We start from the raw sequence: 13,561 nt of genomic DNA on the forward strand, positions 1-13,561 counted from the left end.
GCCGCCGCTTCAATGGTGTAACCCTGAAGTATAGCCGCCACAAGCCGCGATCAATGCCCGCGCAGATCGCGCGGGCGGAAGCCCATCGCCAGCATGGCTACCGCGTAGGTGACACCGCCACCGCCGACCAGCAGCGACAGGCTGCCGATCCGCTCCCATACGCTCATCGCCGAGAAGCCCGGCAGCCAGTGCAGCAGGGCCAGCAGCACACCAACCATGGCCGCACAGGCCAGCAGCAGTCGCAGCAGATAGCCGGCCCAGCCCGGCCGGCGCTGGTAGACGTCGGTCTTGCCCAGCCAGTACCACAGCAGGCCCAGGTTCAGGTAACTGGACAGCGCGCTGGCAATGCCCAGCGCCAGATGCAGGCCCGGCTGCTTGCCGATGGCCGCCATCACGCCCTGCGCCTTCAGCTCGTCCGGCACCATGACCTGGTACAGCACCGCCAGCAGGGCGAAGTTGAACACCATGTTGGCCACCAGCGCGGCCACACCCGCGCGCACCGGGGTCTTGGTGTCCTGGCGTGCGTAGAACGCCGGCAACACCACCTTCAGCAGGGCGAACGCCGGCAGGCCGAAACTCAGGCCGTACACCGACAGCGCGGTCATGCGGGTATCGAAGGCACTGAACTGGCCGTGCTGGAAGATGGTCGCAATCAGCGGTTCGGCCAGCAGCAGCAGGCCCAGCATGGCCGGCACCGAGATCAGCAGGGTCATGCGCAGGCCCCAGTCCAGCGAGCGCGAGAAGCCTTCGCGGTCGGTGCTGACGTGGTGACGGGCCAGCGCCGGCAGGATCACCGTGCCCAGCGCCACGCCGAACACGCCCAGCGGCAGCTCCAGGAAGCGATCGGCCAGCGACAGCCAGGACTGCGAGCCATCGGTCAGCTTGGCCGCGATGACGGTGTCCAGCAGCAGGTTGATCTGCGCCACCGAGGAGCCGAACAGGGTCGGCACCATCAGCGTCATCACCTTGCGCACGCCCGGATGGCTCCAGCCCCAGCGCGGCAGGGTCAGCAGGTTGATGCCCTTCAGCGAGGGCAGCTGGAACAGCAGCTGCAGGATGCCGGCAGCCAGTACCGCCCAGCCCAGCGCCAGGATCTGCTTTTCCGGGGTGCCGCCCAGCCGCGGGGCCAGCCACAGCGCGCCGGCGATCATGCACAGGTTGAGGATGACCGGGGTCAGCGCCGGCATGGCGAAGCGCTGGAAGCTGTTCAGCGCGCCGCCGGCCAGGGCGGTCAGCGACACGAACAACAGGAACGGGAAGGTCAGGCGGAACAGGTCGACCAGCAGGCCCTGCTTGACCGGATCGGTATCAACGCCACTGGAGAAGACCGAGGCCAGCTGCGGCGCGAAGATCAGCGCCAGCGCAGTGACCAGCATCAGCACCCCGCCCAGGGTGCCAGCGGTGCGGGCCATCAGTTCACGCAGCTCGGCGTGGCTGCGGGTCTCCTTCACTTCCGTGAACACGGGCACGAAAGCGGTGGCGAAAGAGCCTTCGGCGAACAAACGCCGCAGGAAATTGGGTACCCTGAAGGCGACCCAGAAAGCATCAGTGATGGCGTTGGTGCCGAACGTGGTGGTCACCACGAAGTCCCGGACAAGTCCGAGAACGCGCGAGACCATGGTCATGCTGCTGAACGACAGCAGGCCTCGCAACAACTTGGGTGAACTCACTCAGCGTCCCTCTTGACAATCGACTTGACGTGCATTTCTTACGCCATCATACTAGCTAGCTTGCTGTTCCCATAACACCGATTTTTTCAGGAAACCACCACCGTGGCCAATATCAAGTCCGCCAAGAAGCGCGCCAAGCAGACCGTCGTGCGCAACGCGCGCAACGTGGCTCAGCGCTCGATGCTGCGCACCGCTGTCAAGAAAGTGATCAAGGCGCTGGACGCCAACGATGCCGCCGGCGCCGAAGCCGCCTTCGCCGTTGCCCAGCCGATCCTGGATCGCTTCAGCGCGCGTGGCCTGATCCACAAGAACAAGGCTGCTCGCCACAAGAGCCGCCTGAACGACCGCATCAAGGCCCTCAAGGCCGCCTGATCCGGCGTTGCCGCCCTGCCCTCCGGGGCCGGGCAGCAGACAAGAACCCGGCCCCGGCCGGGTTTTTTGTTGCCAGCGATCCGGTAGTGCCGGCCGCTGGCCGGCAACCCCGAGGAATGCCGGCCAGCGGCCGGCACTACCGGAAAATGAAAAACCCGGCCGAAGCCGGGTTTTTGCCAACGTCAGTCGACTGACAGTCGACTCTACTGCGCGTTACGGGCTTCCTGCTCTTCTTCCTTCTGGCGATCGAAGAAGGCCATGATCCGGCTCATGATCGGGAAGGTGCCTTCGCGACCCAGCGCGGAGACCAGGAACCACGGCTCCTTCCAGCCCAGGTCGACGACGATCTGCTCGGCCGCAGCCTTCGCTTCATCCTCGAACATCAGGTCAGCCTTGTTCAGCACCAGCCAGCGCGGCTTCTGCAGCAGTTCCGGATCGTGCTTTTCCAGCTCGCGCTCGATGGCGCGCACCTGCTCGACCGGAGAAATGCCTTCCACCCCACCCTCCATCGGGGAGATGTCCACCAGGTGCAGCAGCAGGCGGGTGCGCTGCAGGTGGCGCAGGAACTGCGCACCCAGGCCGGCACCGTCGGCCGCGCCTTCGATCAGGCCCGGGATGTCGGCAATCACGAAGCTGCGGTAGTTTTCCACCTTCACCACACCCAGGTTCGGGTACAGCGTGGTGAACGGGTAATCGGCCACCTTCGGCGTCGCGGCCGAAACGGCACGGATCAGGGTGCTCTTGCCGGCGTTGGGGAAGCCCAGCAGGCCGACGTCGGCCAGCAGCTTCAGCTCCAGCTTCAGCGTGCGCTCCTCACCCGGCTCGCCCGGCAGCGCCTGGCGCGGCGAGCGGTTGGTCGAGCTCTTGAAGTGCATGTTGCCCAGGCCACCGCGGCCGCCCTTGGCCACCAGCAGGCGGTCGCCGTGCTGGGTCAGGTCGCCGATGACTTCATCGGTGGCAACGTTGATCACCACGGTGCCGACCGGCACGGTGATGGTCAGGTCTTCGCCGCCCTTGCCGTAGGCCTGGCGGCCCATGCCGTTCTCGCCACGCTGCGCCTTGAAGATGCGGTCATGGCGGAAGTCGACCAGGGTATTCAGGTTTTCGTCGGCGCGGATGTACACGCTGCCGCCCGCACCGCCGTCGCCGCCGTCCGGGCCGCCGAGCGGAATGAACTTCTCGCGACGGAAGCCAATGCAGCCGTTGCCGCCGTTGCCGGCGAACACTTCGATTTCTGCTTCGTCTACCAGTTTCATTGTTTCGATGCCTGCGATGGGCGCGGCCTGCCGGCCGTCACCTTGAATGTTATGCCTGCCGATGGCCGGCAGCCCGGCCTGGCCGGTCTTGCTTCAACTCTAACGAAAAGCCCCGCCGAAGCGGGGCTCTTCATGCAGCACCCCCATGCCGAGGCACGGGCGCCGGCGATGCCTGGATCAGGCGTCGGCCGAGACGATGCTGACGGTGCGACGCTTCTTGGCGCCCTTGACCGAGAACTCCACCTTGCCGTCCACGAGGGCGAACAGGGTGTGGTCACGGCCCAGGCCAACGCCGGTGCCCGGGTGGAACTGGGTGCCGCGCTGACGCACGATAATGTTGCCGGCTTCGATGGCCTGGCCGCCGAAGATCTTGACGCCCAGGTACTTCGGGTTGGAGTCGCGACCGTTGCGCGAGGAGCCTACGCCCTTTTTATGTGCCATGACTGCTTCTCCTGATGCTTAGCCGGCGATGCCGGTGATCTCGATTTCGGTGTAGTACTGACGGTGACCCTGACGCTTCATGTGGTGCTTGCGGCGACGGAACTTGATGATCCGGACCTTGTCAGCACGACCCTGGGACAGGACCTTGGCGGTGACGGCAGCGCCCTTCAGCGCATCGCCCAGCTTCACGCCGTCGCTGTCACCCAGCATCAGGATGTTGTCAAACTTGATCTCGCTGCCGACTTCGACTTCGAGCTTTTCAATGCGGAGCTTTTCGCCCTGCGCCACGCGGTATTGCTTACCGCCGGTGACCAGTACTGCGTACATGACCAGGCCTTCCTCTGTAGTTATTGTGGTCTGAGCTGCCGCCATCGAGGGCGGACAGGAGCGGAATTGTACGCAGATCAGCGGGGGCGGGTCAAGTCAACCCCTGAACGTCGAAGGAGACGGCAGCGGCACGGGGGTCAGATCCCTTTTCACGGCGTGAAAAGGGATCTGACCCCTGGCTGACGGCCTGTCTCACAAGGTGAGACACCGGGCTGGCATTGTCGCCCATTGCCCCCATCTGGTCACCTCGGTAGGCTGACCGATTGCCGTTCCCTGCTGGCCCGGCACCCAGCCAACGCCCCCACAACCGGATCCCCCATGGCGATGGATTTCATCCGCATCCGCGGCGCGCGGACGCACAACCTGAAGAACCTCGACCTCGACCTGCCCCGCGACAAGCTGATCGTGATCACCGGCCTGTCCGGCTCGGGCAAGTCCTCGCTGGCGTTCGACACCATCTATGCAGAAGGCCAGCGCCGCTATGTCGAGTCGTTGTCGGCCTATGCGCGCCAGTTCCTGAGCGTGATGGAAAAGCCGGACCTGGACCACATCGAAGGCCTGTCCCCGGCCATCTCGATCGAGCAGAAGTCGACCTCGCACAACCCGCGTTCGACCGTCGGCACGATCACCGAGATCTACGACTACCTGCGCCTGCTGTACGCCCGCGTCGGCACCCCGCGCTGCCCGGACCACGGCTATCCGCTGGAAGCGCAGACGGTCAGCCAGATGGTCGACCAGGTGCTGACGCTGGACCCGGAACAGCGCTACATGCTGCTGGCGCCGGTCATCCGCGACCGCAAGGGCGAGCATGCGCAGGTGTTCGACCAGCTGCGTGCGCAGGGCTTCGTCCGTGTGCGCGTGGACGGCGAGCTGCATGAGATCGACGCGGTGCCGCCGCTGGCACTGCGCCAGAAGCACACCATCGAGGCGGTGATCGACCGCTTCCGCCCGCGCGAGGACATCAAGCAGCGCCTGGCCGAGAGCTTCGAGACCGCGCTGAAGCTGGGCGACGGCATGGCCTCGGTGCAGAGCCTGGACAACACCGAAACCGCGCCGACGCTGTTCTCCTCCAAGTATTCCTGCCCGGTCTGCGATTACTCGCTGCCGGAGCTGGAACCGCGCCTGTTCTCGTTCAACGCACCGATGGGCGCCTGCCCCGGCTGCGATGGCCTGGGCATGGCCGAGTTCTTCGACCCCTCGCGCGTGGTGGTGCATCCCGAACTGTCGCTGGCCGCCGGTGCGGTGCGCGGCTGGGACCGCCGCAACGCCTATTACTTCCAGCTGATCGCTTCGCTGGCCAAGCACTACCGGTTCGACGTCGACGCGGCGTGGAACTCGCTGCCGGCCAAGGTGCAGCAGGCCGTGCTGTACGGCAGCGGCGACGAAGCGATCACCTTCACCTACTTCACCGAAGCCGGTGGCCGCACCCAGCGCAAGCACCGCTTCGAGGGCATCATTCCCAACCTCGAACGCCGCTACAAGGAAACCGAGTCGCCGGCGGTGCGCGAAGAACTGTCCAAGTACATCAGCGAGCAGCCGTGCCCGGAATGCCACGGCGCGCGCCTGAACAAGGCGGCTCGCAACGTGTTCGTGGCCGACCGCCCGCTGCCGGACCTGGTGGTGCTGCCGATCGACGAGGCGCTGAAGTTCTTCAGCGAACTGAGCCTGCCGGGCTGGCGTGGCGAAATCGCCGCGAAGATCGTCAAGGAAATCGGCGAACGCCTCGGCTTCCTGGTCGATGTGGGCCTGGATTACCTGACCCTGGAGCGCAAGGCCGACACCCTGTCCGGTGGCGAGGCACAGCGCATCCGCCTGGCCAGCCAGATCGGCGCCGGCCTGGTCGGCGTGATGTACGTGCTCGACGAGCCGTCCATCGGCCTGCACCAGCGCGACAACGAACGCCTGCTCGGCACCCTCACCCGCCTGCGCGACCTGGGCAACACGGTGATCGTGGTCGAACATGACGAGGATGCGATCCGCCTGGCCGACTATGTGCTGGACATCGGCCCGGGCGCGGGCGTTCATGGCGGCGAGATCGTCGGCCAGGGCACCCTGCAGGACATCCTGGAGGCACCGCGCTCGCTGACCGGCCAGTACCTGTCCGGCAAGCGCGCGATCGAGATTCCGGCGCGCCGGCACAAGCCGAATCCGAAGATGACCCTGCACCTGCGCGGGGCCAGCGGCAACAACCTGAAGGGCGTGGACCTGGCGATTCCGTCGGGCCTGCTGACCTGCGTGACCGGCGTGTCCGGCTCGGGCAAGTCGACCCTGATCAACGACACCCTGTTCTCGCTGGCCGCCAACGAGATCAACGGTTCCTCGCACCCGATCGCCCCGTACAAGGAGATCGATGGCCTGGACCTGTTCGACAAGGTGGTGGACATCGACCAGTCGCCGATCGGCCGCACCCCGCGTTCGAACCCGGCCACTTACACCGGCCTGTTCACTCCACTGCGCGAACTGTTCGCACAGGTGCCTGAAGCGCGTGCGCGTGGCTATTCGCCGGGCCGCTTCAGCTTCAACGTGCGCGGCGGCCGCTGCGAAGCCTGCCAGGGCGACGGCCTGATCAAGGTCGAGATGCACTTCCTGCCGGATGTGTACGTGCCGTGCGATGTCTGCCATGGCAAGCGCTACAACCGCGAAACGCTGGAGATCCTGTACAAGGGCTTCAACATCAACGACGTGCTGGAAATGACCGTCGAGGATGCGCTGAAGCTGTTCGAGCCGGTGCCGTCAATCGCGCGCAAGCTGGAAACGCTGGTCGACGTCGGCCTGAGCTACATCAAGCTGGGCCAGAGCGCGACCACGCTGTCTGGTGGTGAAGCGCAGCGCGTGAAGCTGTCCAAGGAACTGTCGCGCCGCGATACCGGCCGCACCCTGTACATCCTCGACGAACCGACCACCGGCCTGCACTTCCACGACATCGAAGCGCTGCTGGGCGTGCTGCACAAGCTGCGCGACGAGGGCAACACGGTTGTGGTGATCGAGCACAACCTGGACGTGATCAAGACCGCCGACTGGATCGTCGATCTGGGCCCGGAAGGCGGGCATCGCGGTGGCACCATCCTGGTCACCGGCACGCCGGAAGACGTGGCGGCCTGCCCGCAGTCGTACACCGGCCAGTTCCTGGCCCGCATGCTGCCGTCTACCAGCGCGCGCCCGGAACAGCCGGCCGCCGTGGCCAACAAGCCCGATGCCCGCCCGCCGCGCAAGGTGAAGCCTGAGAAGCCGGCCAAGGTGGCGAAGAAGGCGGTGGCTGCCAAGAGCAGCGGCAAGGCCAGCAAGAGCACGACCAAGAAGAAGGACGCCTGATGAGCAGCGAACACAAGATCCTGGCCCGCATCCCGATCAGCGTACGCTGGCGTGACATGGACAGCATGGGCCACGTCAACAACGCCAAGTACATTTCCTACCTGGAGGAAGCGCGCGTGCGCTGGATGCTGGGCGTGGACGGCGTGTCGATGACCGACCGCATCGCCCCGGTGGTGGCCGCGACCAACGTCAACTATCGGCTGCCGATCGTGTGGCCCAACGACATCCTGGTCGAGCTGTTCGTCGAGCGCCTGGGCAACAGCAGCGTGACCATCGGCCACCGCATCGTCGATCAGCAGGACGATTCGAAGCTGTATTCCGATGGCAACGTGGTGGTGGTCTGGATGGATACCCAGACCGGCAAGAGCGCACCGCTGCCGCAGGCGATCCGCAGCGCTTCCACCTGACGCGCCCTGGTGGGTGCCGACCTTGGTCGGCACGCTTTGGCTGCAATGAGGTTGCCGGCCAGCGGCCGGCACGACCGACACTGATCAAAGGATTGACATGATCCACAAGACCGAACTGCGCGACCTGCTGCCCGGCATGGTCCCCTTCCCCACCGACGTCTTTCCCGCCGACCAGGCCTGGCTCGGCCAGCACCTGCTGCCGCTGCTGAAGATCGACCTGGGCGTGCTGCGCCCGGAACTGGCTGGCCAGGTGGCAACGATGCTGTGCCCGATCGAGCCGTACGACGGCTGCATCGGCGAGACCACCGAAGAACACCACAACGATTTCACCGGCACCAACTGGATCGCCTTCGAACTGACCGCCGGCAACCAGATGCGCTTCCTCGGCAACGAGGGCTATTTCATCGGCGATGCGGTACAGGACAAGGACGCACAGGAACACATCGCGCAGATGCGCGAGAGCTACGCCAAGGCCCGCGACTACCATGCCACGCACGGCCGTCTCGCCTGCTACTCGCGCTACGGCAAGGGTGAGGCCAGCGAGCGCGATTATCTGGATACGCTGGGTGGCCCCATTGGTTTCGGCAACTGGACCGAGACCGCGGAGATTCCCGCAGCCTTCGAACTGGGCTTCACCGAGGCGGCCGATGACCCCAACGCTGCGGACGATGCCGAAACGGTGATCATCACCCGCAATGGCAACAAATTCTTCGCCGTGGCCGACGTAGCCGGTTACAACTGGTGTGCCACCGGTGCCGACGCGATCGTGATGCTGTACGAGCCGGTCAGCCGCACGGTGCTGTTCTCTTACGACTGGTCGTAAGCCTGTTTGGTAGTGCCGGCCGCTGGCCGGCATTGCCCGTGCTGCCGGCCAGCGGCCGGCACTACCCGACCGTCATTTCGCAGCCTTGCGCACGGTCAACGTCGCACTCGCTTCGCTACCCCCTTCCAGCTGCAGCCGCAGCGGCAGCACCTGCCCTTCCTTCAGCGCGCCCTTGCCCTGCATCAGCATCAGGTGCAGGCCGCCGGGCTTGAGCTCGGCACGCGCGCCGGCTGCCAGCGGCAGGCGCTCGATCGCGCGCATCCGGCTGACCCCGTCGACAATCGTGGTCTCGTGCAGCGACACATCACCGAAGCTGCTGCTGGTCGCGCCGGTGATCGCCACCGCCTTGCTGCAGCGATTGTGGATGACGCCGTAGCCGGCGGTCATCGGCATTGCCGGATTCGGAGGCAACCGCGCCCAGCCCTGCTCCACCGTGACGCACGCCGGTTCGGCGGCCGAGGCCGATGCTGCGGTCGCACACAGGACCCACAGTACGCCAACGAATGGTTTGGTTATCATCGCCCAGGTTCCTTCTTCGCAACGAGACCGCAGCATGACGACGCTCATCGAGGTGATCAACCATGGCCCCATCCGCGAACTGCGCCTGGCACGGCCGCCGGTCAACGCACTGGACGCCGAACTGTGCCGGCAGTTGATCCATGCCATCGAGCTGGCCATGGCCGAAGACGCGCATGGCATCGTGCTGTCGGGCAGCGAGCGCGTCTTCACCGGCGGCATGGACGTGCCGCACCTGCTCTCGCATGGCGATGACAAGCACAAGTTGTTGGACACCTGGAACGCCTTCTTTGGCGCCGTGCGCACGCTGGCCGAGAGCCGCATTCCAGTGGTCGCGGCGATCACCGGCCACGCCCCGGCGGGCGGCTGCGTGCTGGCCCTGTGCTGCGACTACCGGGTGATGGCGCGCAGCGCCGATCCATCGCGGCCGTATGCCATCGGCCTGAACGAAGTGCAGGTCGGCCTGATCGCACCGGAGGGCATCCAGCGCCTGCTGCGCCGTGCGGTGGGCGTGCACCGCGCCGGCGTCCTGCTGACCACCGGCTCGCTGGTGCCGGCCGAACAGGCGCTGCAGATCGGCCTGGTCGACGAACTGGCTGAAGGTGACCTGGTGGTGGCACGTGCCGTGGCCTGGCTGCAGAACCTGCTCAAGCAGCCGCGCCAGCCGATGCTGCTGACCCGTGCGATTGCCCGTGCCGACCTGCATGAGGCGCTGCACCCGGACCTGATCCAGCTGGACCGCTTCGTCGAGGCCTGGTTCGCCCCGGATGCGCAGAACGCGCTGCAGGCACTGGTGGCCCGGCTGGGCAAGTAAACGGTAGTGCCGGCCGCTGGCCGGCAACCGCAGGCGCCCCAGGAGGCTCATGAAGTTGCCGGCCAGCGGCCGGCACTACCGATGATGGGCTGGCCTGCACCGGTATAATCGGGGCCTCTTCACTGCTGTGGCCGCCCCCTTGAACGACACGCCCGAACCCGTCGTCTCCGAGCTGATCGATCTGCTCACGCTGGAGCGGCTGGAGGACAACCTGTTCCGCGGGCAGAGCCGCGACATCGGCACCAAGTACGTGTTCGGCGGGCAGGTGCTGGGCCAGGCGCTGGCCGCAGCGCAGGCCACGGTCGACAATGGCCGCCACGTGCACTCGCTGCATGCCTATTTCCTGCGCGCCGGCAACATCGACCACCCGATCGTCTACGACGTGGACCGCACCCGCGATGGCGGCAGCTTCTCGGTGCGCCGGGTCACCGCGATCCAGCACGGCAAGGTGATCTTCTTCTGCGCGGCCTCGTTCCAGCAGGCCGAGACCGGCGCCGAGCACCAGCACAAGATGCCCGAAGTGCCACAGCCAGAAGACATCGAGCCGAATCGTCCGCTGCCGGCGGAAGTGCTCGAACGCCTGCCGATCAAGGTGCAGCGCTGGCTGTCGCGCGGTGGCCCGTTCGAGTTCCGCCACGTGTACCCGCGCGACGAACTGAACCCACCCAAGCGCCCGCCCTACCACCAGGTATGGCTGCGCCTGAGCGAACCGGTGGGCGATGCGCCGGAGCTGCACCAGGCGCTGCTGGCCTACGCCTCCGACTTCCACCTGCTGGGCACGGCGACCTTCCCGCACGGTATCAGCTACTACCACCCGCACGTGCAGATGGCCTCGCTCGACCACGCGATCTGGTTCCACCGCCCGTTCCGCGCCGACGACTGGCTGCTGTATTCGCTGGACAGCCCCAGCGCGCAGGATTCGCGTGGCCTGGCCCGCGGCCAGTTCTTCACCCGCAATGGCGTGCTGGTGGCCAGCACCGCGCAGGAAGGCCTGATCCGCGTCGTTCCCGACCAGGCCGCGGCCGCTGCCGTGCCAGCCAAGGAGTAACCCCATGCGCCAGATCTTCAGCAGCCAGCGCGTGGAAACCGTCGAAGGCGTGGCCGAGCTCCTGCGCGAGCATGGCATCGACGTCAAGGTGACCAACGGGCGCTCGTACAAGACCCGCCGCCGCGGTCAGTTCAGCTATACCGACCTGGGCAACGCCAACGCCTATCCGGCGGTGTGGATCGTGCGCGCCGACGACCAGCCGCGCGCGCGTGAAATCCTGCGCGAGGCGCGCCTGCTCGACACCACCCGTCGCGACCACCCGACCGCCGAGTTCGCCTTCCGCGACGCGCCGGAACCGGGCAGCGGCGGCCGCAGCTGGGCCTGGCGCATCCGCATCGCCCTGCTGGTGGTGATCGCCGGCGTGGCGCTGGTGATCGGCCTGCGCCATCGTGGTGCCCCGGCACCGGTCGCACCGGCCCCTGCCCCGCAGGCCCAGCCGCAGCAGGCACAGCCGGCACCGCAGGCCGCGCCGGAAGAGGAAGAAGTGCGGGTCCGCATCCAGCCGTCGAAATGACGCACGGGTAGTGCCGGCCGCCGTCCGGCAGCCACAAAAAGGGGACGGAGGGGATTAAGTCGTTTGAGGCACAAACGACTTAATCCCCTCCGTCCCCTTTTTTGTCATGAGGATGCCGGCCAGCGGCCGGCACTACCGCACAGAAAGTCGGTCACATTGGGCGCGCGGCTCCGTCATGGGACACAATCCCAGCAGGAGAGCCGCCGCCATGACGACGTTCGCCGCATCGATCGACCAGACCCTGGAACGCGAACTGCCGGCCGCCGCCAGCGGTTGCCAGCACGCCTATGGCCGCATCGTGCTGGCTTGCCAGAACACGGTCACCGCCATCGCGCTGGCCATCACCCGCGACCGCCAGGCCAGCGAGGACATCGCCCAGGAAGCCTTCGTCAAGGGCTGGCAGCAGCTGCACCAGCTGCGCAGTTCGACCAGCTTCCTGCCCTGGCTGCGGCAGATCACCCGCAACCTGGCCCGCGACTGGCTGCGCACTCAGCGCGGCAGACCGCTGACCGGCGAGGCCGCCGAGGTTGCGATGGGCATGGCGGCCGACCCGGCCCCGGGCGCGGCCGACCGCCTGCAGCGGGTGGAGGAAGAGATCGCCGCCGAGGACATCATTTCCGCGTTACCGGCCGACAGCCGCGAAGTGCTGTTGCTGTACTACCGCGAAGGCCAGCGCTCGCAGCAGGTGGCCGACCTGCTTGGGCTCAGTGACGCCGCCGTGCGCAAGCGCCTGTCGCGTGCCCGCGCCCTGGTCCGCGACGGCCTGCTGCAGCGCTTCGGCGAGTTCGCGCGCAGCAGCGCACCGAGCGCGGCATTCGCCACTGCCGTGGTGTCGATGGTGCTGGTGGCTGCGCCCGGCACGGCCAGTGCTGCGGTGCTGCTCGGCACCGGTGTCGGCATCGGCGGCAGCAAGCTTGGCCTCGGCGGTGCCAGCGCTGCGGGCGGCACCGCGATGGGCTCACTGACTGCCACGCTGGGCCAGCTGCACGTGCTGCCGGCCGAAAGCTGGGGGGCGGTGATCGGCGGCGTGGTCGGTGGTGCGATCGGCAGCTATCTGGGCGGACGTTTCCTGATGTCGTACACCGAAACGGCATCCGAGCGCGCCGATGTGCGCCGGTTCCTCTATCTCAACATCATCACCGGCATGTTCTGGTGCCTAGCGATCCTGCTGGCGGTCATGCTGCAGGCGCCGGTCTGGGCGCAGCTGACGGTGCTGGCGGTAGGCCTGGGCGTGGTCAATTACCAGTGCCTGGTGCCGCTGCAGCGGGTGATGGCACCGATGATCGCGCGCGATTCGGCGCGGCGCGGCCGCAGCGGGATCAACTGGAAATTCGAATCGATGTATGGCCGCACCGGCATCATCGCCATGAACCTGATGGTCATCGCGCTGGTGGTGTACTCACTGATGCGCAGCGGCCGCTTGTAACGGACAACGCCGGCAGTCTGCCGGCGTTGTCGTCATTCACTGCATTGAACCTCAGCGCTGCGGCTTCGGCGCAGCGCCATCACGCGGACCGCCATGGCGCGGGCCACCGTGCATCGGGCCCTTGGCGGCGTCGAACTCGGCCTTGCTCAGCTGGCCGTCCTTGTTGGTGTCGGCGGCAGCGAACCAGGCATCACGATGCTGCTTCATGCGCAGCTCGCGGTCGGCCTTGTCCAGGTAGCCGTCCTTGTTCAGATCAAGCTGGTCGAAGCGCGCGGCCAGGCGCGGATCGGCCTTGGCTTCCTCGCGGCTGATGCGGCCGTCCTTGTTGACGTCCAGCTTGGCCCAGCGCTCACCGCCGTGGCCACGTCGCCCATGCTGCCAGCGCGGCAGCTCATCGCGCGAGAGCTTGCCGTCCTTGTTCTTGTCCAGCTCGTCGAACTTCGCGGCCAGGCGCGGGTTGGCGGCGGCCTCGCTGCGGTCGATGACGCCGTCGCCGTTGGTGTCCAGCCTGGCCGGGCGCGGCGCGGGCGTGGTCGGGGTGTCGGCCGCGAGCGCGATACCGGAAGCGGAGGTGCCCAGCAGCAGGGCCAGCAGCAGGGGGGTACGGATCATGAGGTCACTCCTGGGGATGGGAA

The 13,561-nt window shown here is 66.8% G+C and carries 14 protein-coding genes; 8 read left to right on the forward strand and 6 right to left on the reverse strand.

Annotated elements, in window-relative coordinates; translation table 11 throughout:
* Nucleotides 1-50: 50 nt before the first annotated feature.
* On the reverse strand, nt 51-1,655 hold the full coding sequence (gene murJ / locus AC5P5X_RS07175; protein ID WP_032966495.1) for a murein biosynthesis integral membrane protein MurJ: 1,605 nt from the start codon (nt 1,653-1,655) through the stop codon (nt 51-53).
* Between the two features lie 117 nt (nt 1,656-1,772).
* On the opposite strand from murJ, the gene rpsT reads away from it, so the two are divergent.
* Entirely contained in the window at nt 1,773-2,042 is a 270-nt protein-coding gene (gene rpsT, locus AC5P5X_RS07180) for a 30S ribosomal protein S20 (protein WP_005408560.1), read from the forward strand.
* A 203-nt stretch (nt 2,043-2,245) separates the two neighbouring features.
* On the opposite strand, the gene obgE is transcribed toward rpsT, so the two are convergent.
* The 3 genes from obgE to rplU form a co-directional block, all read right to left on the reverse strand.
* Nucleotides 2,246-3,298, reverse strand: a complete 1,053-nt coding sequence (gene obgE / locus AC5P5X_RS07185) for a GTPase ObgE (protein WP_111189238.1) — start codon at nt 3,296-3,298, stop codon at nt 2,246-2,248.
* Nucleotides 3,299-3,475: 177 nt separating this feature from the next.
* A complete protein-coding gene (gene rpmA / locus AC5P5X_RS07190) occupies nt 3,476-3,739 on the reverse strand; it encodes a 50S ribosomal protein L27 (protein ID WP_005408558.1) in 264 nt (87 codons plus the stop codon).
* An 18-nt stretch (nt 3,740-3,757) separates the two neighbouring features.
* On the reverse strand, nt 3,758-4,066 hold the full coding sequence (gene rplU, locus AC5P5X_RS07195; protein WP_005408557.1) for a 50S ribosomal protein L21: 309 nt from the start codon (nt 4,064-4,066) through the stop codon (nt 3,758-3,760).
* 318 nt (nt 4,067-4,384) lie between these two features.
* On the opposite strand from rplU, the gene uvrA reads away from it, so the two are divergent.
* From uvrA to AC5P5X_RS07210, 3 genes are all read left to right on the forward strand, one after another.
* Nucleotides 4,385-7,378 carry an excinuclease ABC subunit UvrA gene (gene uvrA, locus AC5P5X_RS07200; protein ID WP_062606729.1) on the forward strand — a complete coding sequence of 998 codons (2,994 nt, stop codon included), beginning with the start codon at nt 4,385-4,387 and terminating at the stop codon, nt 7,376-7,378.
* On the forward strand, nt 7,378-7,785 hold the full coding sequence (locus AC5P5X_RS07205; RefSeq protein WP_024957496.1) for an acyl-CoA thioesterase: 408 nt from the start codon (nt 7,378-7,380) through the stop codon (nt 7,783-7,785). Before uvrA ends, AC5P5X_RS07205 begins: the two co-directional genes overlap by 1 nt.
* Nucleotides 7,786-7,882: 97 nt before the next feature.
* Nucleotides 7,883-8,608: a hypothetical protein gene (locus AC5P5X_RS07210; RefSeq protein WP_005412626.1), complete on the forward strand. Its 726-nt coding sequence runs from the start codon at nt 7,883-7,885 to the stop codon at nt 8,606-8,608.
* A gap of 72 nt (nt 8,609-8,680) precedes the next feature.
* Here the strand turns inward: AC5P5X_RS07210 and AC5P5X_RS07215 are convergent, their stop codons facing one another.
* Nucleotides 8,681-9,127 (reverse strand): copper chaperone PCu(A)C, encoded by a 447-nt coding sequence (locus tag AC5P5X_RS07215; protein WP_111189237.1) that lies wholly within the window; start codon nt 9,125-9,127, stop codon nt 8,681-8,683.
* Between the two features lie 34 nt (nt 9,128-9,161).
* Between AC5P5X_RS07215 and AC5P5X_RS07220 the strand changes: the two genes are divergently transcribed.
* The 4 genes from AC5P5X_RS07220 to AC5P5X_RS07235 all read left to right on the forward strand — a co-directional run bounded on the left by AC5P5X_RS07220 (nt 9,162) and on the right by AC5P5X_RS07235 (nt 12,926).
* Complete coding sequence (locus AC5P5X_RS07220) at nt 9,162-9,938, forward strand: enoyl-CoA hydratase/isomerase family protein (protein ID WP_062606725.1); 777 nt, start codon at nt 9,162-9,164, stop codon at nt 9,936-9,938.
* A 127-nt stretch (nt 9,939-10,065) separates the two neighbouring features.
* Complete coding sequence (gene tesB / locus AC5P5X_RS07225) at nt 10,066-10,986, forward strand: acyl-CoA thioesterase II (protein WP_005408551.1); 921 nt, start codon at nt 10,066-10,068, stop codon at nt 10,984-10,986.
* 4 nt (nt 10,987-10,990) lie between these two features.
* The gene (locus AC5P5X_RS07230) at nt 10,991-11,500 is read left to right on the forward strand and encodes a hypothetical protein (RefSeq protein WP_059033561.1); all 510 of its coding nucleotides are present in this window, start codon (nt 10,991-10,993) and stop codon (nt 11,498-11,500) included.
* 208 nt (nt 11,501-11,708) lie between these two features.
* Nucleotides 11,709-12,926, forward strand: coding sequence for an RNA polymerase sigma factor (locus AC5P5X_RS07235; RefSeq protein WP_111189236.1), 1,218 nt, complete (start codon nt 11,709-11,711; stop codon nt 12,924-12,926).
* A gap of 51 nt (nt 12,927-12,977) precedes the next feature.
* Here the strand turns inward: AC5P5X_RS07235 and AC5P5X_RS07240 are convergent, their stop codons facing one another.
* Entirely contained in the window at nt 12,978-13,538 is a 561-nt protein-coding gene (locus AC5P5X_RS07240; RefSeq protein WP_005412620.1) for an EF-hand domain-containing protein, read from the reverse strand.
* Nucleotides 13,539-13,561: the final 23 nt, after the last annotated feature.

It is taken from the genome of Stenotrophomonas sp. YJH_SMC_91 (assembly GCF_059368495.1).

Excerpts from the sequence above, each read along its gene's own strand:
- obgE (WP_111189238.1), bottom strand. The coding sequence starts at position 3,298 with ATGAAACTGGTAGACGAAGCAGAAATCGAAGTGTTCGCCGGCAACGGC.
- rpmA (WP_005408558.1), bottom strand. The coding sequence starts at position 3,739 with ATGGCACATAAAAAGGGCGTAGGCTCCTCGCGCAACGGTCGCGACTCC.
- rplU (WP_005408557.1), bottom strand. The coding sequence starts at position 4,066 with ATGTACGCAGTACTGGTCACCGGCGGTAAGCAATACCGCGTGGCGCAG.
- uvrA (WP_062606729.1), top strand. The coding sequence starts at position 4,385 with ATGGCGATGGATTTCATCCGCATCCGCGGCGCGCGGACGCACAACCTG.
- AC5P5X_RS07205 (WP_024957496.1), top strand. The coding sequence starts at position 7,378 with ATGAGCAGCGAACACAAGATCCTGGCCCGCATCCCGATCAGCGTACGC.
- AC5P5X_RS07210 (WP_005412626.1), top strand. The coding sequence starts at position 7,883 with ATGATCCACAAGACCGAACTGCGCGACCTGCTGCCCGGCATGGTCCCC.
- AC5P5X_RS07215 (WP_111189237.1), bottom strand. The coding sequence starts at position 9,127 with ATGATAACCAAACCATTCGTTGGCGTACTGTGGGTCCTGTGTGCGACC.
- AC5P5X_RS07220 (WP_062606725.1), top strand. The coding sequence starts at position 9,162 with ATGACGACGCTCATCGAGGTGATCAACCATGGCCCCATCCGCGAACTG.
- AC5P5X_RS07230 (WP_059033561.1), top strand. The coding sequence starts at position 10,991 with ATGCGCCAGATCTTCAGCAGCCAGCGCGTGGAAACCGTCGAAGGCGTG.
- AC5P5X_RS07235 (WP_111189236.1), top strand. The coding sequence starts at position 11,709 with ATGACGACGTTCGCCGCATCGATCGACCAGACCCTGGAACGCGAACTG.
- AC5P5X_RS07240 (WP_005412620.1), bottom strand. The coding sequence starts at position 13,538 with ATGATCCGTACCCCCCTGCTGCTGGCCCTGCTGCTGGGCACCTCCGCT.